Annotated in this window: 20 protein-coding genes; 13 read left to right on the top strand and 7 right to left on the bottom strand. The window is 39.6% G+C overall.

What is annotated here, in order from left to right:
* The first annotated feature begins 334 nt into the window (after window positions 1-334).
* The 7 genes from GSQ74_RS15085 to GSQ74_RS15055 all read left to right on the top strand — a co-directional run bounded on the left by GSQ74_RS15085 (window position 335) and on the right by GSQ74_RS15055 (window position 7,431).
* Window positions 335-577 carry a hypothetical protein gene (locus tag GSQ74_RS15085; RefSeq protein WP_158994696.1) on the top strand — a complete coding sequence of 81 codons (243 nt, stop codon included), beginning with the start codon at window positions 335-337 and terminating at the stop codon, window positions 575-577.
* 99 nt (window positions 578-676) lie between these two features.
* Entirely contained in the window at window positions 677-901 is a 225-nt protein-coding gene (locus tag GSQ74_RS15080; RefSeq protein ID WP_158994694.1) for a hypothetical protein, read from the top strand.
* Between the two features lie 126 nt (window positions 902-1,027).
* Window positions 1,028-2,653: a DUF6734 family protein gene (locus GSQ74_RS15075; protein ID WP_158994692.1), complete on the top strand. Its 1,626-nt coding sequence runs from the start codon at window positions 1,028-1,030 to the stop codon at window positions 2,651-2,653.
* Window positions 2,654-2,695: 42 nt separating this feature from the next.
* A complete protein-coding gene (locus tag GSQ74_RS15070; protein WP_158994690.1) occupies window positions 2,696-4,288 on the top strand; it encodes a vitamin K epoxide reductase family protein in 1,593 nt (530 codons plus the stop codon).
* Between the two features lie 61 nt (window positions 4,289-4,349).
* Window positions 4,350-4,562 (top strand): hypothetical protein, encoded by a 213-nt coding sequence (locus tag GSQ74_RS15065; protein WP_158994688.1) that lies wholly within the window; start codon window positions 4,350-4,352, stop codon window positions 4,560-4,562.
* Window positions 4,563-4,670: 108 nt separating this feature from the next.
* A complete protein-coding gene (locus tag GSQ74_RS15060) occupies window positions 4,671-6,893 on the top strand; it encodes a peptidase domain-containing ABC transporter (protein ID WP_158994686.1) in 2,223 nt (740 codons plus the stop codon).
* 13 nt (window positions 6,894-6,906) lie between these two features.
* The gene (locus tag GSQ74_RS15055) at window positions 6,907-7,431 is read left to right on the top strand and encodes a hypothetical protein (protein WP_158994684.1); all 525 of its coding nucleotides are present in this window, start codon (window positions 6,907-6,909) and stop codon (window positions 7,429-7,431) included.
* A 287-nt stretch (window positions 7,432-7,718) separates the two neighbouring features.
* Here GSQ74_RS15055 and GSQ74_RS15050 read toward each other — a convergent pair whose 3' ends face one another.
* The 3 genes from GSQ74_RS15050 to GSQ74_RS15040 form a co-directional block, all read right to left on the bottom strand.
* The gene (locus GSQ74_RS15050) at window positions 7,719-9,383 is read right to left on the bottom strand and encodes a SusD/RagB family nutrient-binding outer membrane lipoprotein (protein ID WP_158994682.1); all 1,665 of its coding nucleotides are present in this window, start codon (window positions 9,381-9,383) and stop codon (window positions 7,719-7,721) included.
* A gap of 20 nt (window positions 9,384-9,403) precedes the next feature.
* The gene (locus tag GSQ74_RS15045; RefSeq protein ID WP_158994680.1) at window positions 9,404-12,688 is read right to left on the bottom strand and encodes a SusC/RagA family TonB-linked outer membrane protein; all 3,285 of its coding nucleotides are present in this window, start codon (window positions 12,686-12,688) and stop codon (window positions 9,404-9,406) included.
* Window positions 12,689-12,874: 186 nt separating this feature from the next.
* Window positions 12,875-13,450 carry a phosphonate degradation HD-domain oxygenase gene (locus tag GSQ74_RS15040; protein ID WP_158994678.1) on the bottom strand — a complete coding sequence of 192 codons (576 nt, stop codon included), beginning with the start codon at window positions 13,448-13,450 and terminating at the stop codon, window positions 12,875-12,877.
* A gap of 151 nt (window positions 13,451-13,601) precedes the next feature.
* Here GSQ74_RS15040 and GSQ74_RS15035 point away from each other — a divergent pair, with 151 nt between their 5' ends.
* The 5 genes from GSQ74_RS15035 (at window position 13,602) to GSQ74_RS15015 (ending at window position 20,017) form a co-directional block, all read left to right on the top strand.
* Window positions 13,602-14,180, top strand: a complete 579-nt coding sequence (locus GSQ74_RS15035; RefSeq protein ID WP_158994676.1) for a helix-turn-helix domain-containing protein — start codon at window positions 13,602-13,604, stop codon at window positions 14,178-14,180.
* 115 nt (window positions 14,181-14,295) lie between these two features.
* Entirely contained in the window at window positions 14,296-14,979 is a 684-nt protein-coding gene (locus tag GSQ74_RS15030) for an HAD-IA family hydrolase (RefSeq protein ID WP_158994674.1), read from the top strand.
* Between the two features lie 11 nt (window positions 14,980-14,990).
* Window positions 14,991-16,292, top strand: a complete 1,302-nt coding sequence (locus GSQ74_RS15025; protein WP_158994672.1) for a DUF5690 family protein — start codon at window positions 14,991-14,993, stop codon at window positions 16,290-16,292.
* A complete protein-coding gene (locus tag GSQ74_RS15020) occupies window positions 16,289-17,413 on the top strand; it encodes a TIGR03364 family FAD-dependent oxidoreductase (protein ID WP_158994670.1) in 1,125 nt (374 codons plus the stop codon). The genes GSQ74_RS15025 and GSQ74_RS15020 overlap by 4 nt, the downstream gene beginning before the upstream one ends.
* A 45-nt stretch (window positions 17,414-17,458) precedes the next feature.
* A complete protein-coding gene (locus GSQ74_RS15015) occupies window positions 17,459-20,017 on the top strand; it encodes a phosphocholine-specific phospholipase C (RefSeq protein ID WP_158994668.1) in 2,559 nt (852 codons plus the stop codon).
* Between the two features lie 369 nt (window positions 20,018-20,386).
* Here GSQ74_RS15015 and GSQ74_RS15010 read toward each other — a convergent pair whose 3' ends face one another.
* From GSQ74_RS15010 to GSQ74_RS14995, 4 genes are read right to left on the bottom strand one after another with little or no spacing between them, the layout of a single operon-like run.
* Window positions 20,387-21,163 carry a hypothetical protein gene (locus GSQ74_RS15010; RefSeq protein ID WP_158994666.1) on the bottom strand — a complete coding sequence of 259 codons (777 nt, stop codon included), beginning with the start codon at window positions 21,161-21,163 and terminating at the stop codon, window positions 20,387-20,389.
* Between the two features lie 17 nt (window positions 21,164-21,180).
* A complete protein-coding gene (locus tag GSQ74_RS15005) occupies window positions 21,181-21,912 on the bottom strand; it encodes an MIP/aquaporin family protein (protein WP_158994664.1) in 732 nt (243 codons plus the stop codon).
* A 24-nt stretch (window positions 21,913-21,936) separates the two neighbouring features.
* A complete protein-coding gene (gene glpK, locus GSQ74_RS15000) occupies window positions 21,937-23,451 on the bottom strand; it encodes a glycerol kinase GlpK (RefSeq protein WP_158994662.1) in 1,515 nt (504 codons plus the stop codon).
* 43 nt (window positions 23,452-23,494) lie between these two features.
* Window positions 23,495-25,087 (bottom strand): glycerol-3-phosphate dehydrogenase/oxidase, encoded by a 1,593-nt coding sequence (locus GSQ74_RS14995; RefSeq protein ID WP_158994660.1) that lies wholly within the window; start codon window positions 25,085-25,087, stop codon window positions 23,495-23,497.
* Window positions 25,088-25,384: 297 nt separating this feature from the next.
* Here GSQ74_RS14995 and GSQ74_RS14990 point away from each other — a divergent pair, with 297 nt between their 5' ends.
* Window positions 25,385-26,155 (top strand): DeoR/GlpR family DNA-binding transcription regulator, encoded by a 771-nt coding sequence (locus GSQ74_RS14990; protein WP_158994658.1) that lies wholly within the window; start codon window positions 25,385-25,387, stop codon window positions 26,153-26,155.
* Window positions 26,156-26,159 lie beyond the last annotated feature (4 nt).

The raw sequence follows: 26,159 nt of genomic DNA, 5'->3' as shown, positions 1-26,159 counted from the left end.
ATTGATAGTATAAATCTCCATACCTTCCTTTGAGTATGAGATCTGTTACCAATTCAGATTCTTACTGAGCCTAATTTTAATGTATGAAAAATTCCAATAATAACTTATTAGAGGCCAAACCTTTGTAGCCATGGTATATGCTAAGCTGCGCGTTTCCAATGCGTAATAAAGTTTAGCTTTTATCCTGTTTACATTATTTACCTCAACAAATAACACGCCTCATTTCAGTATTAAAAACACTTCTCGCGGGAGTAAAGGAGCATGCACTTTAAAAACACATGAAGCCTGATTTACCAAGGCGTGGTTTTGGTGAATAATCAAATAAAATTAAAAAATGGAAAAGAAGAAAATCAATTTCAGCGACATCAAAGGGATGTTAAGCAAAGATCAAATGAAATCAATTAAAGGCGGCAGCGCCGGTGATCCTGGGTGTGGTACATCGTGTACTGTATATCTCAACGGCGGTGGACAAACAGGAGGAGTATGCGGTACCTGGGACAACCAATGCGCTTGTTTTTCATCCGTTTCGCCTGGCTATCAGCAATTTGGAACACAAACAGGTTGTCACCCTCAATAGCATTGCTAACAAGCAATAAGTATCATGTACTTTATAAACACATGCAGCCTCATTTACCAGGGCGTGGTTTTGGTAAACAACTAACTAAATCTAAAAAAAATGGAAAAGAAAAAAATCAACTTCAGCAACATTAAAGGGATGTTAAGCAATGATCAAATGAAATCAATTAAAGGCGGCAGCGCAGGAGACCCCGGGTGTGGTACTGTGTGTACTATAAATCTCGATAACGGCCGCACCGAACCGGGCATATGTGGCACCTATGAAAGTACCTGTGCTTGTTTCGCAACAGGTTACATACAATTTGGCACTAACGGTTGCCTTTAATAACATTGCTAATAAGCATCATGTATATAAAAGTACATGATGCTTTTATCAATTGTGTTTAGGCAGATAACAAAAATATTATTGAAAAGATCTTGCCATTATACAGATACGCAAACTGGTCATTTTATGAAAATAATTCAAACTTCATGGGCTTGTACACAAGATAACCTGCTTAAATTTAATGCCGGGTGGTACGCCCCGGAATATAATTTAATGAGCTGGGCGCTTAGTTGCCTACAATTAAAAAAATATTACAAGGATGTTTCGCTATATGCCGACAATGTATCAGCCAGGATGTTGATTGATACATTACAGCTGCCTTATACCGAATTAATATGTGATCTGGACAAACTCAACAATATACATCCTAAACTATGGGCTTTACCTAAGATAGACACCTACTCGCGTCAGGATCGCCCTTTTCTGCATGTTGACGGTGATGTATTTATTTGGAAATCATTTGACGATCAGCTATTAAACGCCGGACTGATCTCGCAAAACTTAGAGGTTTCAACCGAATATTATGAGACCAATTTTCAAAAGCTGGAAAAAACTTTAATGTATTTTCCGCCTGAGATCATCGAGGCAAGGAAAAAGTATAACCCTATATATGCATACAACGCCGGTATTTTCGGCGGCCATGATATTCCGTTTTTTAAAGATTACACCAAAAAATCATTGGAATTTATTAAAAAAAGCGAAGGGCATTTGCCAAATATCGACGTAAATGTGTTCAATATTTTTTTTGAACAGTACCTATTTTATGCTTTAGTAAAAAAGCACCAAAAAAAGGTATCGGTTATGTTAGATGAAGTTATTGGCGACAACCAGTACACCGGCTTTGGTGAATTTTGTGAAGTGCCACATAACAAACAATATTTGCACTTATTAGGCACCTTTAAAAGAGACCGGGTTAGTTGCGAACAAATGGCCAATCGCTTAAAGCTTGATTACCCGGAATACTATTACCGCATAGTTTCATTATTTAAAAAAGGGAATATTCCGCTTAGAAAGAATTATTACCATTTTGTAAATGAAACCTGTGAAACTTTACTAACCGACAGATACAAGCTATTAAAAACCAAACCCGAGCATAACAATATTTTAAACTCCGCTCCCGAAAAACAAACAGCTACAAATAGCAACATAGCAACCAATGCTTATGTTATAGTGCTAAACGCAGCCGGGGTGCCTTATGATGAAAGTTTCGTTGCCGAGCTGAAACAAGACATAAACGCTTTTGAAGTGAAGCTTGATGAAATACTCAATCACAAGTTTATTAGCTATTCAAAGGAATATCTGTATGCCAGGGACATTAAGCACACACCTTATTATCAGCTAATATTTGAAGACACCTGTACCGGCTTCAATACAAAGCTTATAGCCGACTCCCTGTTAGAAATTATAGAGCATAAATATAATTGGTATGAAGTATACGAAAGTTTTTTTAGTGAGAAGTATGTAAAACCTACGCTAAATATAGAACCCTCGGCAAATCATACCTGTGTGATACCCGAGTGTGATAATACAGGGTATTCATTAGTTAACGCGGATGACCTGGACCTATTGATTTTACAATGCCTTAAAAACCCCACCAGCATAATTGAATTATTAAATGAAGTAAAGTCATATTTTGATCCTGCAGATCTGGAAGATTCGGCAGCCCAATTTGAATTGCTCATTACAGGCAGAATAAAATCAGCAATACATTCAAAAACTATTAAAGTTGCAGGTAACCAAACGGCGCAATAAATAACCATAGTACATAACTCATAAACCTTATATAAAGCACCAATGGCACTAAGTTTTGATACCAACCTGGCCCAAATAGCAGCATATTATTTAAAGCAGCTAAACATACCTGTTACCGGAAGTACATTTACTAAAACTTTAAAACAGAACTCCTACTACCCGAGCCTGTTCAGCCTGAGCAATACGTTCGATAAGTTTAAAGTAGAAAACAGCGCCTTTAGAATTAACAAAGAACAGCTGCATGAAATGCCTGTACCATTTATTGCTTTTATGAATAACCAATCAACAGGAAAAGATTTTGTTACCGTAACTAAATTTACCGATGAGGACGTCAGATACCTGAGCGATAAAAAAATGAAAACCACTAAAGCCATTTTTTTAAAGGATTGGGATGGCGTTATATTCCTGGCCCAACCCGATGAAAAAAGCAGGGAATGGGAATATGAAAAAAACAAAAAGGCAGAAGATGTTAAAAAAACAAAAAAACAGGCGCTGATTTTCGGCGGGGCGATATTGCTTATCTGCCTACTTTATAATTCGGTATTTACTACCCAACGAATTTTATCAGCTACAACACTTGTTATTTTACAACTGATAGGCCTTACTATCACCACCTTACTATTGGCTTATGATATTGATAAATCAAACACATTCATCAAAAATATTTGCACCGGCGGCACAAAAACAAACTGCGATGCCGTATTAAGCAGCAAAGCATCCAAATTGATCGGCATAAGCTGGAGTGAACTTGGCTTTTTTTACTTTGCCTCTTCCCTGCTATTCATAATATCCCCATCGGTATTGTTTGAAGAAAAGATCCCGCTTTTATGCCTTGCAGGGCTGGCAACAGCCTTATATATCCCTTTTAGTATTTACTATCAATACAAGGTAGTAAAACAATGGTGCCCAATGTGCCTCGGTATACAAAGTGTGCTTTTGCTTGGCCTCATTTGGTCTCTATTGCACATCAATTATTTAAGTGTACTGGCTGTAAACCCTACTCTTATTTGCGCTATTTTGATTAGCCCGCTATTACCGCCGCTTACATGGTATACACTCAAGCCCATTTTAACTAAGTCGAACAATGCTGAAATGAATGAATCAGCGTACAAAAGGCTATTGTACAACCCGGATATATTTAATGCATTATTATCACAGCAAATAAAAGCACCCGAGGGTTGGGATAATATTGGGATTGACATTCGGGATGAGCAAACCGACAAGCGGTTGTTAAAAGTTTGTAACCCATATTGCGGCCCATGTGCCGATGCGCATGGCAAAATAGAACACCTGCTTGAAAAGAACGAAGACGTTGATTTTAAGATAATCTTCAACTCATCAAATTTAGAAGGCGACCGCACACGGGAAGTAATACAGCATTTTTTATCCCTCAATAGGGAAAACGACACCATCCAAATGAAGGAGATACTGGATGAATGGTACTCTAATAAAGATTTAAAGTTTGAACCGTTCAAAAATGCCCATCCCGCTGCTGAGCATCATGTAATAGAAGAATTCGCCAAGATGGTAACTTGGTGTAAGTCAGCCGGCATTGACCACACACCCACATTTTATTTCAATGGCCACCTGCTGCCCGATACTTACACGATAGATGATCTGATCCACATTTTTTAAATATCAAGAACAATGATCTTTCCCGCAACGGAGATTAATTAACCAATTTAAATTTTAAACAATGGAAAAAAAAAGAATCAATTTCAATGACATCAAAGGCATGCTAAGCAATGACCAGATGAAAAAAATTAAAGGTGGCAGCACTCCCTATCCGCAATCTTGCGGATATTGTTACGACGATGGCTTTATTGGTATGGCATGTACCGGATTTAACAATAACACCGTTTGCGAGTGCCCTGTAGGTGCACCTTTTATTTGTGTAGTACCTGCATAAATAAAGGAGTAACAATATTACTATCCTTAATCCAATCCTATATTTCGGGGTTGGATTATGCTTTTTTATCGTAGCATATATGCATCAAAGCCAATAATAAATATATAAGTGGGTAAATTTACTTTTTACAAACAACTCAATGCTATGGATTGCGGGCCTACCTGCCTTCGCATGGTGGCAAAATATTATGGCAAGCACTATAATACCGGCAGTATAAGGCAAACCGCGGGTTTTAGTAAAGAGGGGGTTTCCATGCTGGGGTTGAGTGAGGCCGCTGATAAGATCGGGCTTAAATCCAAAGGCACCCAGCTTACCTTCGAGGAGTTGGAAACCGTGCCCCTGCCCTGCGTTTTACACTGGGACCAATATCATTTTGTAGTATTAGTTGCTTTTCCTGACCTCTTCGGTTTATGGGAACGTATAAAAATAGCCGACCCTTCCAAAGGCATTATCTACCTTACAAAAAAAGAATTTTTAAAGCATTGGATAAGCAACAAAAAAGACAATAACCCGGCAGGAACAGCACTGGTATTAAACCCATCAGCTGATTTTTATAACAGTAACGACGAAGACGAAAACAAGCTAAGCTGGAAATTAATATTCCAGTATCTGCAGCAAAGTCGCTGGCAAATCACACAGGTGTTTTTGGCATTATTTATCACTTCGCTGTTACAGTTAATATTTCCTTTTCTTACCCAGAGCATTGTTGATACCGGCATCAATACAAAAAACCTGCATTTCATTACCATAATATTAATTGCCCAGTTAATGCTTGTTTTTAGTCGGACATTAATTGATTTTATACGAAGCCGCTTATTATTACACATTTCAATCATTGTAAACCTCTCTATCCTGTCAGATTTTTGGATAAAACTAACACGCCTGCCTATTGCTTATTTTGACAGTCACCAAACCGGTGATACCCTGCAACGTTTAAATGACAACAAGCAGATCCAGGAATTTTTAACCGGCAACGCCTTAAATACAATGTTCTCGGTTTTTAACTTTGTGATCTTCGCCGTGATCTTGGCGTTTTATAATATCGTGCTATTCGGTGTATTTGCAACTGGCAGTGTTTTATATGTGATATGGGTGCAATTCTTTTTAGGCATCCGCAGAAAAATAAACTATCAAACTTTTCATATATCGGCAAAAGAAAACGCCGCTACATTGCAGCTGGTACAAGGTATGCAGCAAATTAAGTTAAACAGTGCCGAAAGGTCAAAGCGTTGGGAATGGGAAAATATACAGGCAGATATATTTAAACTAAATTTTAAAACCCTTTCCTATAATCAAATTCAACAGGCGGGCGCTATACTTATAAACCAGGGCAAGGATATTGTCATCATATTTTTAGTGGCCAGCCTCGTAATACAAGATAAATTAACTTTAGGTGCAATGCTGGCTATACAATATATCATTGGCCAGTTAAGCGGCCCTATCGATCAGTTTATTGGCTTTATGCAAAGCGCGCAGGATGCCCAAATAAGCATGGAACGATTGAACGAGATCCACCAGATGAAGGATGAGGAAAGTGACGAGATCAATTACGTTAATTCAATATCAGCACATCCGGATATCGTATTTAATAACGTTTCGTTTACCTATCCCGGGGCAGGTAATAGCCCAGTTTTAAAAAATATTGATCTTCATATACAAAAGGGACAAACCCTTGCTATTGTTGGGGCAAGTGGCAGCGGTAAAACCACACTGCTTAAACTGCTGTTGAAATTTTATGATTATTACTCGGGTGATATTCAGTTACAAACTTCTAAAAATGATTATAAACACATTGATTTTCGTGATGTGAGCCCATCATTTTGGCGTACACAGTGCGGGTCGGTATTACAGGATGGCTACATCTTTAATGATAGCATTGCCCGTAATATTGTAGTTAATGATGACCCGATAGAAGACCAAAAACTTATTGAAGCTTGTACAATCGCCAACATCCTATCATTTATACAGTTATTACCGAATGGGTTTAATACACAATTAGGCGCCATGGGGATAGGCTTAAGCCAGGGGCAAAAGCAACGCCTGCTTATTGCCCGCGCTATATATAAATCGCCGCAATACATTTACTTTGATGAAGCAACCAATGCTTTGGATGCCAATAATGAAAAGGTGATTGTAGAAAACCTTGCCGAATTTCTAAAAGGTAAAACAGTAATTATTGTTGCCCACCGACTAAGTACAGTTAAAAATGCCGACAAAATAATTGTATTGGATGAAGGTGCAATAGTTGAAGAAGGAACTCACCATTATTTAACTGAGAAAAAAGGCAAGTATTATATGTTAGTAAAAAATCAGCTCGAACTGGGTAATTAAAAAAATTAATACCATGAGATATAATGAAGATAATTCCGACCGCTCAGGGTCAGTAATCGAAATAATAACAAATAAACCTGGTTTTTTCAATAAATGGGCGCTATATACCGTATTGATTGCTTTGACACTACTTTTCTGGGCACTATCTTTTGTTAGCTATCCTGAAACTGCAGGTATCACGTGTTCATTAAAAAGAGTATCTAAGATCGTTACCCCTTTGAGTAATGAATTATACTTAGAAATGGCGGTTTCAAAGAACACTCCAAATAGAATTACTATCGGTGAAACAGTGCAATTAGGTATAAATAAATTACTTTATGCAGGTTCCTCAAATTTTATGGGCATCATAAACAGTGTCGATAAAACCAAATGTATTGATAGCTTAATTCTAATTGTAAAAGTTAGCCATGTAATGATTCAAAACCAAAAAGAAATTGATTTAGCTACAAGAAACAAATCCCTGCGGATTTCGATGAAAGTTAATCAAAATGTGTTGGAAGTCTTTTACTATAACTTGTTAAAAGGAATTGAAAGATAGGAGTTAGCCAGCTCAGCTTTATTAAAAATCCGATATTATGTTAAGTAAAAAACGCGGATTGCTTAGTTATTCTATTAGTTCGATGTAAAACTCTAGTCATAGACAACTTTGCAATCAGCGGCCCCTAAATATTATATTATTGATTATCAGAAATTAAGATAATTAACAAATAAGATGAAACCAAATACAACCGACTAGCTTTCGAAACAAAAAAGTCGGAAGAAAAAATCTTCCGACCATAACTGGAGCTAAACCCCGCTTTTGTTAAAAACAATCAACCGATAAATTTATTTAAGGAGCCACATAACCCCGTTTATATCATCGTTACCACCGTATTGGCTGACTAAAGCCTTTTCGTAATTTGCGGTATTTCCGGTTCTGTCACTTAAAGGATAAAGAAATCTTGTAGCAATCCGCTGCCCATTATCAGTACCAGGCCCTGTTGTAAAATTAGGCACCCCTGTTCTACGATAGTTAAAATATGCTTCTAAGCCCGAGTGACGGAATAATGCAATATACTTTTGCTGCAAAATTTGTTTTAACCCGAGTGCGCCACTTGCATATTGTACATTAAGCTGGGCATAATAAGTACTCCAGTTAACATTTATGTTGTAAGTATCATAATTTGTTAAATCGGCAACACCAGTTGTTGAGCTTGCCGCTGGATGATAAAAATACGCAGTATATGTTCCGGTAGTCGGGATGCTGTAAGATGCCATTGAGGCTTGTATACCTGCTATGTAATAAGTTTCGGCATTACCACTTGCCCAACCGCGGTTAATACCTTCAGCAATATTAAACATTAGCTCCGGGTAACCAATTTGTATGCTTGGCTCTCCTGTATAAGTTGAGTAATACCGTTTCCTATTGATAAATGAGTAGCGTTGCAGCCCTGCATTGCTATACATTGTACCCAAATCTAATCCCGGATCTGCACCTGCAAATGATGAAAATGCTGTAGGGCTTTGATGCAATGTATCAACCTGGTAACGTGAAGGTTCTGCAACAGCAAAAATCCTCGGATCCTGCAATAAATCAAGCAGGCCAACATAAGTTTGAGACATGTTTTGCCTTGAACCACTCTGACCAAAAATATCAGGGTATTGCGGATAGTAATTAGTGTTAATTGTTGAGATAAATGTATACTGAAGGTTATCTGTAGCGCTTTGCATTAACGGATATTTAGTAGGGTTGCCAATAATCGAAGCAAATTGAGCCGGAACATTTAAATCAGGATCAGCAGATTGCTTGCTTAATTCAATCAGCAATCTAATTCTGAAGGCATTTACTACTTTTTGCCATTGAGTTAAACTATTTCCATAAAATATATCGCCACCTAATGTTGCCCCTAAACCAGTTCCCCCCACACTTGGGTTAGCAATTAGTTGAGTAAGATCAGAATTAGCACTTTCTAACCATGCCAATGATTGCAGCATTACTGCTTTCTGAGTATCATACGCAGGGGTAAGGTTGGTAAGGCCTTGTAAAGCCTGTGTCATCGGGATATCCCCTCTTTCCAAACTCATTTTACTAAAAAAATACGCTCTGAAAAATTTGCCCATTGCTTCGTATGGATTAACAGCGGCTCCGCCTGAAGCAGTTGCTTTACTTTCCATTGCCAAAACGTTTGTTAATGTAGAATAGTAGTCAGCACCCGAATCAAAATCATAGGTATTATTACCATAATAATCATAGTTATAAATGTAATACTGCCCCCATATTTCATCTTTATTTGATGCATTGGGATATACCATACTGCTTTGTGTACTACTGCTGTAAGCACCATCGGGCAAATCAACCATATTGGTTAGTACCCCTGTTAAAAGCAAAGATGCAGATACACTGTTGGGTAAATTGTTATTGGTAGTATCATCGATAAAACTTTTTTTGCAGCTGCTTACTGCCAGCAAGATTATTACCGGCAGAAAATAAATTATTAATATCTTTTTCATGATCATTTATCCTCTTTTGATTAAAATGTTAATTTGAAGTTAATGCCATAGCTACGTATGGTAGGTGATTGTAGTACAGACTGACCCGAAGTGCCATTATATTGGTTTAGATCCACGTCTTCAAACTCCTTGTTAGCATAGAAGTATAATAAATTACGACCGTATATAGAAGCTGAGGCTGTAGATATGAAAGATTTCTCCAACCATTTTTTGGGAAATGAATAGCCAAATGTTACCTCACGAAGTTCTGCATAGCTTTTACTCATCAGGTTAGCTTCATCAACATTGTAATATGAGCTAACATACCCCTGGATAAACGCCGTTTGCGTGTTTGGTGCAAACTGCAAACTACCGTAATTAAGTATTTGCCCTGTTTTTGAATCGTAATTAGGAGCAACACCGTTAGATATTACTACCCCGGGGCCAACATATGTACCATTATAGCCCGCTTTTCCATAGTTTAACCAGTCCTGATAGCGCGCCGCACCAATTGCACCTTCAGCAGTTATCGCATTTGAACCACCAACAGTAGTTTTCAGGTGCATATAATCTATCATATGCCCACCAACTGACCCATCAAACTGAAAACCAAAATTGAACTGCTTATAAGTAAAGTTATTGGCAATTGTCCAGCTGTAATCAGCATTAGCATTTCCCAAAAGTTGATTTACCGGATTAACCATTGGTGTGCCGTTGGCATTATTAATAATTTGGCCGGATGCAGTGCGAACAAATGCGGTACCAAAAAATTCATCTGTACGATCGCCAACGCTTACATATCCACCGTTGTAAGCATATGAGGTTTGCCCAGGAGGCAGCTTTTCAAAATACTGCTGGTAGCGCGACCAGTTAACCAATACACTCCAGGTAAAATCTGTAGACTTAACCGGTATACCGTTTAAAGAAATTTCCTGACCGGTTTTCCTGGTTTTTAAAGCATTCAGATATTCAGTTGTGTAACCGGTTGAAGTTGCTACAGGGTTTGCTAAAATTTGAGGTCCATCAATGTATTGAAATGCTGTTGCACTTAACCCTAAACGGTTTTGCAAAAATTTAGCATCAAATCCTTCTTCATAATTAACACGGGTTGATGTTTGAATATTTGACTGATATAGTGAGGTAGTGGAATAACCCGCTGTTTGGTTATTGTAAGGTTTACTTGTAGAATAAGATGGATTTAGCGCATAGTTTGGCCCATTGTATGGCGACAGATATGTAGCGCCGTAATCGAGTGGATTGTCATATAGTGACGGCCCAGTGCTGCCTCCAAAAGCTGTTATTGAGCTAAATGGTGCAGGGCCTATGGTTGGGCTTGTTTCGTCGGCACGTACATTTGAATAGGATGCCCTTACTTTTAGGAAAGTAATAAACTTCGGCATTTCAATATAATCAGAAACTACTGACGCTAAAGATAAACTTGGGTAGTAATAAGTAGTTGGCACCTGGAATGCTGATGTTTTGTCAACGCGGCCAGTGCTCGAAATAGTCGCGTATTTACCGAAGCTTGCATCTAATGAATAAAAAGCACTCGCTACCATCATATTCGAGCTAAAGCTTGTGGCTTGTAGTGCGTTCTCGGAGTTACTGAATGCATAAACACCGGGTACATTTAAATAGTTGGTTGATACCCAGCTTGAGTTGTAAGAAAAATCGCGAAAGTTCCCACCTACCAAACCCGACAGGTTAAGGAACTTTTTAACGGTATAATCGTAGTTTAATAAAGCCTCTGTATTGTTATCAAACAAATCGCGGCGATCTTCACGATAATCACCCATATTGCCTTCACGACCATAGGGGTGGGCAGAATAAGGCATATCTTCAGTATGTAATAAGTTATAGGTATCGATAGCGCTTTTTAAAGTAACATTAAGATGATCATCAATTTTAAAGTTTCCTGATAAGTATCCATCAAAATCATTTTTATAGTGGCCGCGTGTCCAATCCTGTACCATGAAGTATGGGTTTTGATACCTGGTATATTCCTCAAACTCTGATTGTACACCTACTTTGCCCGGCTGCCATACAGCTTTAATTATTGGCTGATTAACACTCCAGTCAGCCCCTGTCCAAATAGCTAAATTGTATATTAAGCTGTTAGGGCCATAAGTAACATCGGGATAGTTATCAGTACTTTGCCTATTGTAATCAACGTTCGCTTCAATTTTAAAACGTTTGCTCGGATTAAAAGAAGCATATAGATTAACATTAGCAATATCCAGGTATTCGTCAGGAATATAACTTTGCTGATGTTGCTGTGAGAATGAAAACCGGGTTGTGTAATTATCACCATTGGCTGATAAAGCAACTTGATTGTTGGTTTGAAAACCTGTTTGCAGGAAATCAGAAAGATTGTTAGCTCCGCGGGCCGTCCACGGTGTCCCTTGACGGACCCCATTAACAACAGGACTATCAAATTGTGGGATGAGCTGACCTGCAAAATATGGGCCCCAGATATCATAATCACTATCTACACCACCCGGTGCACCACCTTTACCATCAACAAACTCGTAAAACTCGTTTTCGCCCGGGCCGTATGAGTGTTGTGTTTTAGGGAAAGTAAGGAAACCTTTATTTATTTCAGTGCTACTGTTCAATTCAACAGTAAAGCCTTTCTTGTTCTTATCACCTTTTTTGGTGGTGATTAATATGGCACCATTTTGCGCACGGCTACCATATAAAGCCGCTGCGGCGGGTCCTTTTAATACAGTGATTGTTTCAATATCATCGGGACTAAGGTTAAACGTATCCGTATTGATCGGAAAACCGTCAATTACATATAGCGTAACAGCATCTCCTCTCATTAAAACACTAGGCACGCCAAGTAATTCTGCCGATGCCCCTACGGATAAACCTGCGACTTTACCCGTTAAGCCGGTAATAGGGTTAGGGTCGCGCGCGGTTGTAAGATCGCTGCCTTGTACAGTTTGCGTAGCATAACCTATCCGGCGCACTTCTTTTTTAACGCCCAGGGCGGTTACTACCACCTCATTTAATGTTTTACTGCTCCCTTTAAGGTTAACATCTATAACAGGTTCATCGCCAACTACAATCTCTTGCTTGTCAAAGCCAACAAAAGTGAAGGATAGTTTTTGCCCTTTGCTGGCTGATAATAAATAGTGCCCGTTAACGTCGGTAGTGCTGGCTTTAATAGTACCTGCTACTTTTACAGTCACGCCGGGTAAGGGCTGTTTGGTATCGTCGGTTACTGTACCCGAAATTTTTGTTTGCGCCCACAGGAGTGATGGGGTAATACAGAATAACACCACCGTAAAAACGGCTCGCAATAGTTTGTAACTTTGTTTCATCTGCTAAATTTTAATTTTGAAGAAGGATAATTCATGCAGCAATACTAAACTTTGTTTATTATTAGTAAACTAAGTTTATATTATCCTATCTTAAAGATTATATGTAGAAGATGTTAAGCCGATAGAACTATGGTAACAGGAGCGTTACAAATGGCTTACAATAAGTTATTATTGATTAAAAAAAGGCTAATTATTGCTATCTAAATGATTGATAGCTAACGACTTTAAATATGGGATATTATTTACCGGTATATTCATTTCTTTAGCCGCGTCATCCCACAATCTTAACTTAATAGTTAGTTCTGCATCAGGATTTGCCTCAAAAGCAATAGCTTCATCTGCACTCATCACACCACCTTGAAACTCAAGTGTTGTTTTACTTGCCTGGGACAATTTATTATAGTACTCTGGATATTTGTAGGTCAAATAGCGTTTAGCCACAACATGGCTCTTTACAAGAGATGCTAATCTTTCAGAAAAACCAAAATGCAGTAAATAATCTGCCCCTAGTTTTTCATGATCAACATTACCCATGCCATCCATACTTTCTGCTTCTCCATCTGTTGCGCATAAATGGCCTATATCATGAAAAAATGCTGCCAATATTACTTCGTCATCATATCCCTCGGCTTGCGCTAGCGCAGCAGCCTGCGACATATGCTCTAATTGCGAAACGGGCTCGCCTATATAATCTTCATCGCCATATTTTTCATACAGGGAAAAGATTTTGTTTACTCTGACTAAACTAGATGACGGTTGCATAGAAATGAATTTTAGCAAAAAAAGCGCATTCAAATTAGCTAATTGTTAAATTTTCATCATTAATTAAAACAACACATGGTTTAACATTTATTAACAAATAAGATATTTGTACAAAAAAACTAATATTTACTTTGCAACATATAATACGATAATGGAAGAAGATATTATTATACAGATAAGCAACCACATTAAAGAAAAACGCCGCGAAAAAAACATAACCGTGCAGGAACTTGCAGTACGCGCCAATGTAAGTAAGGGGCTTATATCACAAATAGAAAACAGTCGGACTGTACCATCGCTTATTGTGCTGATTGATATTATAAAAGCGCTTGATATAGACTTGAACGTCTTTTTCAAGGATATACACAACAAAAGCAAACAGTCGGTTATATTAGTAAAACGGAAAAATGAATATGAGCATTTTGAAAAAGAACACGCCACAGGCTTCCATTACCAGCGCGTGTTTACTCAGTTTATTACCCAGTCCACAGTAGATATAGTAATACTTGAACTTGAACCTGATGCCAGCAGGCCAATGGTAGAAACTGAAGCATTTGAGTATAAATATATATTATCCGGCGAAATCGCTTACCATTTCGATGATCAGGTCATCAATCTCTCAAAGGGTGACTCTCTTTTATTTGACGGCAGGCTACCACATACACCAAAAAACCTAGGCACCGAAACCGCTTCTATCTTGGTGATCTACTTTTTCGAAGAGAAAAAATAGCCCAACGCTTTCTCTATCCTGATTTGCATTGATAATATTAATAGTTTATTAATATTAACTTAGTTTATTTTTAATAAACTAAGTTTAGTATTGCTGAACATTTATTAAATTTATTATGTCGATAAAACTAGTTGTTTTTGATATTGCCGGCACCACAATTCAGGATGAAATTGGTGTTATGAACGCTTTTAGAGAAACGCTTAAGAATCATGGCTACGAAGTTCCAATTAATGAAGTTGCTCTTGTAATGGGTTACAAAAAAATTGAAGCCATACAAATACTATTAAAAAGCGCGCCGGACCAAAGCAAAATAACCGAAGAACTGATCAATGAGATCCACGGCGATTTTGTTAAACACATGATATCGTTTTACAGGGACTCGGCCGAGATACAAGTTTTTCCTCACACCGAAGAAACTTTTAAAAAACTACATGAACAAGGCATTAAAGTTGGCCTTAACACTGGCTTTACCCGTGCTATTGCCGATACTATTATTAACCGGTTGCATTGGCAGGAAAAAGGCCTTATCGATTACCTTATTGCATCAGACGAAGTAGAGAGCGGCCGCCCACACCCGTACATGATCCAAAAAATGATGAAGGAGTTCGGCATTACTGATAGTAGCGAAGTTGCAAAGGTTGGCGATACCGAGGTTGATATAAATGAAGGCAGAAATGCAGGTTGTAAATATGTTATTGGAGTAACAACAGGCAGCTTTACCCGCGAAGCGCTCGAGCCCTACCAGCCTACCCATATTATTGATGATATAGCTGAAGTGCTAACCATTATTAACGAATAATCCTCGTAAACATGGAAAAACTGCGCGCGAAAGTTACCAGGTGGCCTTATGGGTTGGTATCGGTATTAGCTGCATTATCATCATTTGGCGCTTATACCTGCATGTATGCTTTTCGCAAAGCATATGCAGCCGGAACATTTACCGGGCAACAATATTTTCATATCGACTATAAAGTTTGGCTGGTAATTGCACAAATAATAGGCTACACCTTAAGTAAGTTTTATGGAATAAAGTTTATAGCGGAATTAAAACCGGGCCAGCGGGCAAAAAGTATATTGGTATTAATAGGCATTGCCTGGCTGGCGTTATTATGCTTCGCGATAGTGCCGGCACCATACAATATCATTTTTCTATTTATAAATGGATTCCCATTGGGACTTATTTGGGGGCTTGTTTTTAGTTATCTTGAAGGACGTAAATCAACCGAATTTATGGCTGCTGTATTGTCTATCAGCCTCATTTTTGCTTCCGGCTTTGTAAAAACTATAGCACGTACCCTAATGAGTTCATTTCACATCAGCGAATTTCAAATGCCATTTTTAACCGGTGCATTATTTGTGTTGCCATTACTGCTGTTTGTTTTTTGCCTTGAATTAATACCACCGCCTACAGCTGATGATATACAACTAAGGACCAAGCGCCTGCCCATGGATGCCGCCGAACGTAAAGATTTTCTTATCCGGTTTTTACCGGGGATAATTTTAACATTGATTATATACGTTTTGCTAACTATCATGCGGGATGTGAGAGACAATTTTGAAGTGGAAATATGGGCAAGCCTTGGCGTTAAAAACAACGCCATATTTACCCAGATCGATTCTATAATTTCGGTAGTGGTATTAGTTGCCATGAGTTTACTCATCCTTGTAAAACAAAATCTTAAAGCCTTTAGCATTATACATTTTATGATAATTGGCGGTTGTATAATTATTGGCGTTGGCACAGTTTTATTCAGCTTAAAACTGATCGACCCCATGACGTGGATGACACTGGCGGGCTTAGGTTTATATTTTGGCTATGTGCCGTATAATGCCGTGTTTTTTGAGCGCCTGCTGGCATCATATCACTACAAAGGCAATGTTGGTTTTTTAATTTATGTTGCTGACTCTATGGGATATTTAGGCAGCGTAAGTATTTTACTGATAAAAGAAATTGGCAGGCCAAATATTAGCTGGGGAACGTTTTTCCAGCAAAGCGTAATGACCGTAGCTATTGTAGGTGGTGCATGTGCAATTCTGTCCCTTCTTTACTTTTTACATATTGCCCGTAAACAAAAATACGGATACAAAAACGTTGATATTTCAATATTATGAAACAAAAATCGGCAATAATTATCGGTGCTGGCATTGTGGGCCTGGCAACAGCAAGGGCATTAGCTATACGTGGTTATAAAGTAACCGTGTTTGAGCGCAACGAACAGGCTGTAGGCGCATCGATCCGTAATTTCGGAATGATTTGGCCCATTGGACAGGCAACAGGCCCGTTATTTGATAGGGCAATGCTATCGCGTAGTATATGGAAAGAAATATGTACAGAAGCTAACATATGGCATAATGAGGTAGGCTCTTTACACCTCGCCTATCATGATGATGAATTGCAGGTAATAAAAGAGTATGTTGAAGTAAATCATCTATACCGTGACTGCAGTTTGCTTAATCCGCAGGGGGCTATGCTTAAATCGGCCGCTATTAACCCGGATGGTTTAAAAGGTGCTTTGTGGAGCGCGGAAGAAATGATCGTAGAATCAAGAGTGGCGGTAGGGCAAGTAGCAAAATATCTTGCGGCAAAATATGATGTGGAATTTCACTGGAATACAGCCATCAGCGACATTAGCTATCCAAAAGTATTATCAGGGAAGAGGGTATGGGAGGCAGATGAGATTTTTGTTTGCAGTGGTGCGGATTTTGAAACACTTTATCCTGAATTATTTTTAAGCCTTGATATATCTAAATGCAAACTGCAAATGATGCGTTTAGTAACCCAGCCTGATGAATGGAGAATTGGTCCATCATTATGCGGCGGTTTATCCATGATACATTACCCCGGTTTTCAAGCAGCCGCGTCTTTGCCTGCTTTACGCAAACGCTATGAAGAGCAATATGCTACTTATTTAAAGTGGGGTATACATGTTATGGTTTCACAAAATGGCAGTGGCGAACTGACAATCGGTGATTCGCATGAATATGGCCTGGTACATGATCCTTTTGACAAACAATTTATTAATACTCTGATAACAGACTACTTACACACCTTCGCTAGCTTCAAGGACTGGACACTGCTTCAATCATGGCATGGCATCTACCCTAAAATGATGAATGGTGAAACAGAATTGATAAAAGAAATTGAACCGGGTGTAACTGTTATTAATGGCGTAGGCGGTAACGGCATGACCTTGTCGTTTGGTTTATGCGAACAGTTTATCGGCTCCAGATAAAAAGATATTAAATCTTATTAAATTCCCATTTTTTAAATATCAGCAATGGATAACAGAAGAGATTTCCTGAAAAAAGCAGCATTACTTACCGGCGCGGCAAGTGCTGTTGGCATGTTACCGGCCTCTATACAAAAAGCATTAGCTATAAATGCACCCGAAGGCAGCACTTATCTGGACGCAGAGCATATTGTTATCCTGATGCAGGAGAACCGCTCTTTTGACCATTGCTACGGCACTTTAAAAGGCGTTAGGGGTTTTAATGATCCCCGTGCTATTGATCTGCCAAATGGAAATAAAGTTTGGTTGCAGTCCAACGAAAAAGGCGAAACTTATGCCCCCTTTCACCTGGATATCAATAACACAAAAGCTACGTGGATGAGTTCGTTACCGCACTCATGGGCTAACCAGGTAAACTCCCGTAATGATGGCAAATTTGACCAGTGGCTGATTCAAAAAAAGAATAGTATTAAAGAGTACAGCGATATGCCTTTAACATTAGGCTATCATAACCGATCAGATATTCCTTTCTATTACTCACTCGCTGATGCATTTACTGTTTGCGATCAGAACTTTTGCTCGGCTTTAACAGGTACCAATCCTAACAGGCTTTTTTATTGGACGGGAACCATAAGGGAAGAGCAAAATGAAAATTCACGGGCAAATGTGTGGAACGATGATATGGATTATGGCACTTTAAAATGGACTACTTTCCCGGAACGTTTAGAGGACCACGGCATATCATGGAAATGCTACCAAAATGAAATGAGTATTGACGTAGGCTTTGAGGGTGAACAGGACCCCTGGCTATCCAACTTCCAGGATAACCCATTAGAGTTTTTTGAGCAATACAATATCCGGTTGCACCAAAAACATATTGAAGCTTTAGATAAGCGCTTAGTTCAGTTGCCTGTAATGATCGAGGATCTGCAAAAGAAAATTGACGCTTTACCTCCGAATGATGCACATATTGACCACTACAAGATCCAGTTGAAAGAGATGAAGCAATACTTGGATGGTTTTAAGAAAGAAAAAGCAAGCGCTAAACCCGATGAGTTCGCAAACCTATCTGAGAGAGCAAAAAGCATTCATTTAAAAGCATTTGATACTAATAAAAACGATCCTGACTACCATACCTTAATTACTTTAAAGTATGATGATAACGGAACAGAACGCGAGGTACAAATACCTAAAGGCGATGTTTTATACCAATTTAGGGATGATGTAAATAATGGCAAATTGCCAACTGTATCATGGGTTACCGCGCCCGAAAACTTTAGTGACCACCCTGCCTCGGCTTGGTATGGTGCCTGGTATGTATCTGAAGTGATGGGTATCCTTACCAAGGATCCTGAAGTTTGGAAAAAGACCATATTTATACTTACTTACGATGAAAACGATGGCTATTTTGACCATGTACCACCTTTTGTAGCACCGCATTCCCATAAAAAAGGAACAGGTTTAGTATCCAATGGAATTGATACCCGAGTAGAATTTGTAACTGTTGACCAGGAAAACGAAAGAAAAGATTTCCCGGAGAAATATGATCGCGAAAGCTCTATCGGATTGGGGTTCCGGGTACCTATGGTTATCGCCTCGCCGTGGAGTAAAGGTGGTTGGGTGAATTCTGAGGTTTTTGACCACACTTCTACCTTGCAATTCCTTGAAGATTTTTTAAGCAAAAAAACAGGCAAGAAGGTTATTGAGCCTAACATAAGCGATTGGAGAAGGACTATATGCGGGAACCTTACATCGGTATTTAGGCCATATAATGGCAGCGAAATTGAAAAGCCAGAGTTTGTAAAAAAAGACGCGTTTGTTGAAAATATAACCAATGCTAAGTTTAAAAAACTGCCATCGGATTATAAATTACTAACCACCGAGGAGATAACACAGATTAATCATAGCCCTGTTTCTTCGCCGTATATGCCGCAGCAGGAAAAAGGCATAAAACCATCATGCGCTTTACCCTATGAACTATATGCTGACGGTGAATTAAATGCTGATAAAAAATCGTTTGAAATAAATTTTAAGGCCGGGAATAAAGCTTTTGGCAGCCGAGCCACAGGTGCGCCTTTTAACGTGTATGCCCCGGGCAAATACCTACAGGCAAATACTGATAAACCTACATTCGGCAACGTTCGTACCTGGGCATATGGCTTAACTGCCGGCGATAGGCTTGCCGATACCTGGCCACTTAATGAGTTTGCTGATGAACATTACCATTTAAAAGTTTACGGGCCAAATGGTTTTTATCGTGAATTTAAAGGTAATGCCAACGATCCCGCGGTAAAAATACATGTTGAGTATCAGCATGAACTTACCAGTAACAAGCTAACAGGCAATGTACTTTTAACATTAGTTAATAAGACTGGTAAACCACAGCAAGTTGAAATACATGATAATGCTTATAAAAGCAGTGCTATTATCAAGTTGATTCCTTCTTCAGGTGAAGAAAAAATAGTTTTGAACCTGAAAAAAAACTTTAACTGGTATGACTTCAGTATAAAAGTTGCAGGTCATGAATCATTTGAAAAAAGATACGCGGGCCGGGTTGAAAATGGCAAATCAACTTACAGCGACCCGTTTATGGGAAGAGTTATCTAAATTATTAAAATGTATAATTAAATTTAAGACGCGGCCAAAAGCAGTAAATCGACTAAAAGAGGTTCGAGAAGTTTCTCCGACGGGCTACTAAGCCGCTTTACGAAAGTAGAGTGGCTTTTTTAATGCAGATGCAATCTACAAGCATAGTGATCCATGAACTTGCAAACTATTACTGTCCGGTAAAATTTAAAAACCTAAAAGTTCACTAATCGTTTCAAATCTCTAAGGTTCGAGGTTCTTCCCCTACAGCTAATTTTAAAGAGCTAGATATAAAGTATCTAGCTCTCTTTTATCCTTATCACAATTTACTACCAATTACTTATGTCACGTTTCATAAAAAAGGTTCGAACCTTGGCTAAAGTTTCCTAGCTAAAATACATTGAACACAAGTTGCAAAGCCCCATATTTATGTTCAGGGCTAACCATTGCTGTAGCCGCGAGCGGTAAATGATAGCTAAATATCTTTAAATCTTTATTAAGCGTTAGCCCGGTATTTACAATATTAGGCTTCGAACCATAAAAATTCTCGTCACGGCCAAAAGCAAAACCACCGCCGGCAAAAATATGCAGATCAGAAGTGCCTTCCTTCCAGATGCGGTAATCAAGCACCACATAATTGGAGTAAGCATTGGCTAGTTGGCCATTGCTTTTGGTGTAGGTATCACGCCCCTGCACAATAGTGCTCCAGTTAATACTTAACGGGAACGAATTGCCAAACTGGTAACCCGCCGTTACATCAATAAAATGCGAGGTGCTTGCCGGGTTATAATTAAACAGGTTGGCATTGGGGTAATTGGTGAAATTATTAATATCCCAAACCGAAAAGTTAAAACCCGATGTTTTATAGCTTACATAGTAATCAAACTCCCGGTACACACCGTCAAAGCTTTCACCGCCCCAAAGGCCAACAGCAAAGTTGCCGTCGCGGGTACTGTAATGGAAGTCTGCATCGGCAATTGGGCTGTTTGAAACCCTGAAACCACGCCATATATACAAGTTACGTACCTGTAAATTAATATCAAAAGGGTTATACTTTTTAACGTTTAATGTGTCTTTTTTTCGTGCTGTAGTATCCTGGGCCCAGCTATGAAGACAAAGGCATAGCCCCAGTATAGCCAATAGACTAACTTTCCTTATATTTTTCATGATGTTTCTTTTTTTATTTATCCATGGATTTGGAGATAGAGTACAGCGGCTATGGTTACCCCAATAAGTGGCCCTATAATAGGGATCCACGAATAGGCCCAGTCACTACCTCCTTTATTTTTCATTGGTAAAAGGGCATGAATAATGCGCGGACCCAAATCGCGCGCGGGGTTAATAGCATAGCCGGTTGTACCACCTAATGATAATCCTATTACCCATACCAATAAAGCTACCGGCAACGCCCCAACTGAACCCAGCCCTATGGGTGTTTTAGTTGGTGTTATCTCGGCCCCAGTAATATAAAAAACGGTAAATATGAGTACAAAGGCGCCGATGATTTCGCTGGATATATTTGATATATAATTGCGAACTGCCGGGCCGGTACAAAAAACCGCCAAAATAGAAGCGGGGTCATTAGTGCGTTTAAAATGATCATAATACATTATCCACACTAAAAATGCGCCCATAAAAGCACCTAAAAACTGAGCAATTATATATGGCAATACCTGTGCCCAGGCAAATTTGCCTGCAATGGCCAAGCCTATGGTTATGGCCGGGTTTAAATGCGCACCGCTATAAGGGCCGGCAACTGTAACCCCTACAAAAACTGCCAAACCCCAGGCGGTGGTAATAACTATCCAGCCGCTGTTACTTCCTTTGGTATCTTTCAAAACTACGTTGGCTACTACGCCATCGCCTAAGAGTATCATTAGCATAGTGCCAATTAATTCTGCAATAAATGGAGACATCTCAATAAAATTAAAAGTTGAACACTAAACCAATTCTTCTTCCGGAATTTCGTCACACCAGGATTGTGCAGCGTGGATGGCTTTTTTCCATCCAAGGATTCCCTTTTTAATATTTGGCAGATCCTCTTTAGGAATAAATTCCTTTTCTGATTTCCAAAGCTGCTGAATCTCCTCAACATTTTTCCAGTATCCAACTGCCAGCCCGGCCAGGTAAGCCGCGCCCAGGGCCGTAGTTTCAACTATAACAGGCCTTATCACCTTACAGTTAAGCAAGTTTGATTGAAATTGCATCAACAGGTCATTTGCTGTTGCGCCGCCATCAACCCTCAATTCTTTTATTTCCATCCCCGCATCGGCTTCCATTGCCTTTAAAACATCCATGGTTTGGTAAGCGATGGACTCTGTTGCCGCACGGGCAATATGGCCCGATGTGGTCCCCCTGCTTAAACCTACAATAGTTCCCCGTACATCCGGTTTCCAATAGGGAGCGCCCAGACCAGCAAAAGCCGGTACAAAATATACCCCCTGCGTATCCGGCACGCTTAAGGCTAAAGCTTCAACTTCTGATGACGATTTGATAATACCCAAACCATCGCGTAGCCATTGTACAACAGCGCCGCCTATAAATATGCTTCCCTCAAAAGCATACTGAATCTTTCCGTTAATTTTCCAGGCAATAGTAGTTAGCAGGTTATTTTTTGATTCAATAAACTCATCACCTATGTTCATCAACATAAAACAACCTGTGCCGTAGGTATTTTTAACCATGGCTTTTTCAATGCACATTTGGCCAAAAAGCGCGGCAGACTGATCGCCGGCTATACCCGCTATTGGTATTTTTGAGGCAAATATAGTAGTGGCTGTTTCGCCGTAAATTTCGCTCGATTGCTTTACTTCAGGCAACATGCTTTTCGGAACATCAAGCATAGCCAGTAATTCATCATCCCATTGTTGTGTACGGATGTTAAAAAGCATGGTACGGCTCGCATTGGTCACATCGGTAACGTGTACCGCGCCCCTGGTAAATTTCCATACCAGCCAGCTATCTACGGTTCCAAAGGCCAGTTCACCGGCATTTGCTCTATCGCGCGCGCCTTTTACATTATCCAGTATCCACTTTATTTTTGTTCCCGAAAAATAGGAATCAATTACCAGCCCCGTTTTGGAGCGTACCATAGCCTCTTTTCCATCTTTTTTTAACTGATCGCAGAAAGCTGCGGTGCGCCTGTCTTGCCAAACAATAGCGTTATAAACCGGCTCGCCGGTATTTCTGTCCCAAACAATAGTTGTTTCGCGCTGATTGGTGATGCCTATCGCTTTTATGTTGGTACCGTTAATTCCCATCTTAACGGTTGCTTCAGCGGCTACCCCTGCCTGGGTCGACCAGATCTCATTCGGGTCATGCTCAACCCATCCGGATTGCGGGAAAATCTGTTTAAACTCCTTTTGCACAACAGATCTTATTTTTCCATCGTGATCAAAAATAATGGCCCGGCTACTTGTGGTGCCTTGATCGAGGGCTAAAATGTACTCTTCCATAATTTTAACGTTTATTCGTGGTTTAATATATAATAGGTTTAGTTCAGGTTGTTGGTTGGTATGGCTCTAACAAATAGGTCTGAGCCATTTTTATAAAGGTGCTTACCTGCTCTTCTTTCCAGGCTTCGTCTTTATGCAGTTCGATAGCCATCAGGCCAGCCACTACCGGCGCCATATCAATTGCAGCACGGGCGTCTAAAAACAGGGCACGTACCCTTCTGGCTAAAATATCTTCTACCTTACGGGCCATTTCATATCTTACGCCCCATATTACTTCGGCTTTTATGTATGGCATGCGTGGGTGCAGTTTTTCCTTCCATTCGGGGTTTTCATTTCCTAAGGCAAGTAGCGCCACTTCGTCGCTGCCGTAAACATATAAATGGTCGTTACGGTCAACGTCTGTTTTACTGCCATGTATCTGCAATGTTTTAGTTTTATTTGAATAAGGGGTTAGGCCGCCAACTTCAATGGCTTTATCTACGGTATCCTCGCCCATGCGGCGGTAGGTTGTCCATTTACCCCCGGTTATAGTGATCAGCCCTGAATCAGAAACAATCAGTTTATGGCTGCGGGAAATTTCTTTGGTTTTTGATGATCCATCTTCAGGAGCCGCCAGCGGGCGCAAACCTGCAAATACACTCAACACATCTTTTCGGTTAGGTGCCTTAGTTAAATATTTGGCAGCAGTACGCATAATAAAATCTATTTCTTCGGGCAATGCCTTTGGTTCAAGGCTGTGTTCATCAATAGGGGTATCGGTAGTACCAACCACCAGCTTATCATGCCATGGAACAGCGAAAAGCACACGGCCATCATCTGTTTTAGGGATCATCAATGCATCTTCACCAGGCATAAAAGACCTATTAAGCACTATGTGCACACCCTGGCTTGGCCTCACCATTGGCTTTCTTTCGGGCTTGTCCATGTTTAAAATTTCATCAACAAAAACCCCCGTGGCATTAATGATGGTTTTGCCTTTTAGCGTATAGCTAATTCCGGTCTCTATATCAGTTGTAGTAACGCCACTAATTTTACCATTACTGTTTTTAAGAAGGTTAACCACCTTAAAATAGTTAAGTACCGTTGCCCCCTGCTCTAAAGCTGTTTGGGCAAGGTTTACAGCAAGGCGGGCATCATCAAACTGGCCATCGTGGTAAACTACCCCACCATATAAACTTTTTTGCTGGATAGTAGCCAGCCTGCTGATCACCTGTTTTTTTGAGATATGTTTGGCACGGCCAAAACCCAGTTTTCCAGCCAACAGATCATATATGGTTAAGCCTATCGTGTAAAAAGCACCACCCCACCATTCATAATTAGGGATAATAAACGATTCGTTTTTTACCAGGTGAGCCGCATTTTTAAGCAACAGGCCTCTTTCATATAAGGCTTCTCTAACCAGCGCAATATCGCCTTGTGCAAGGTAACGCACCCCGCCATGTACCAGCTTGGTGCTACGGCTTGAGGTGCCTTTGGCAAAATCGGCCTGTTCCAATAAAAGGGTATGGTACCCGCGCGATGCAGCATCAACCGCGGTACCTAGCCCGGTGGCACCACCGCCAATAACAATTACATCCCACACTTTATCTGCATCGCCTATTGCAGCTACTATTTTATTTCTTTCGATTGCTACCATGATCTTTTTCAAATATTTAGTCGAAACGAAACAATCATTTCGTTTTGATCAATCAAATCTATAAAACGAAAGATAAAGAAACAATATCGAAATATAAAGAAAGCTATTTTTGTTAAAAATTTATAAAAAAATCTATTTTGTTTCATTATTTTAATTAAAACAAACCTTTCATAACAAATAAATAATAATATGAAACATTTTTTTAGTTTCGTTTTTTTATCTATTTAAAAAAATATGTCGAAAAGACTGGGCTTATTCGTATTTTTGGATTAACAACAACACGTTTTACAGCAGCACATGAAAAGTATTACCGAAAGACATCAGTATATTTTAAAAAAATTACAGGATGCAGGTTTTGTCAATGTGCAGGACCTTAGCAAAGAAATGAACGTTTCGCACGTAACCATTCGTAAGGACCTGAAATTGCTGGAAGATAAAAACCTGTTGTTCCGCACCCATGGCGGGGGCTCAAAAACCAACCCATATATAAACGATAAACCTGTTGCCGAAAAAGAGCAGCTTCATGCCGATGAAAAACACCTGATAGCCAAGGCGGCTGCAAAAATGATCGGGCATAACGATTCTATTATTATTGCATCGGGAACCACCATGCTGGCATTAGCAAGGTCAATCAACCCGGAGAAACACCTTACGGTAATTACCTCGGCACTGAACGTTGCACTCGAATTATCCAGTCACCTGCATGTAGATGTATTGCAGCTTGGCGGTCAGTTAAGGCAAAACTCATCATCGGTTATGGGCCCTTATGCCGAGCAGATTCTGGCAGATGTATCATGCAGCATGCTTTTTTTAGGGGTAGATGGGATTGACCTGGAAATGGGCCTTACTACTACGAGCCTGATGGAGGCCCGCCTGAATCAGAAAATGATAGATGCGGCACAAATTACGGTTGTACTGGCTGATAGTTCAAAATTTGGCAAACGCGGACTGGGCAAAATATGCGGATTGGAACAAATTCAACATATTATAACCGATAACGGTATAGCGCCATCCACAATTAAGCTATTGGAAGATAAGGGCGTTAATGTTACCCTGGTAGAAAAATAGGAAA

Source organism: Mucilaginibacter sp. L196 (assembly GCF_009765905.1).
Lineage (GTDB): Bacteria > Bacteroidota > Bacteroidia > Sphingobacteriales > Sphingobacteriaceae > Mucilaginibacter.
This window is presented reverse-complemented; position numbering and strand designations above follow the sequence as displayed.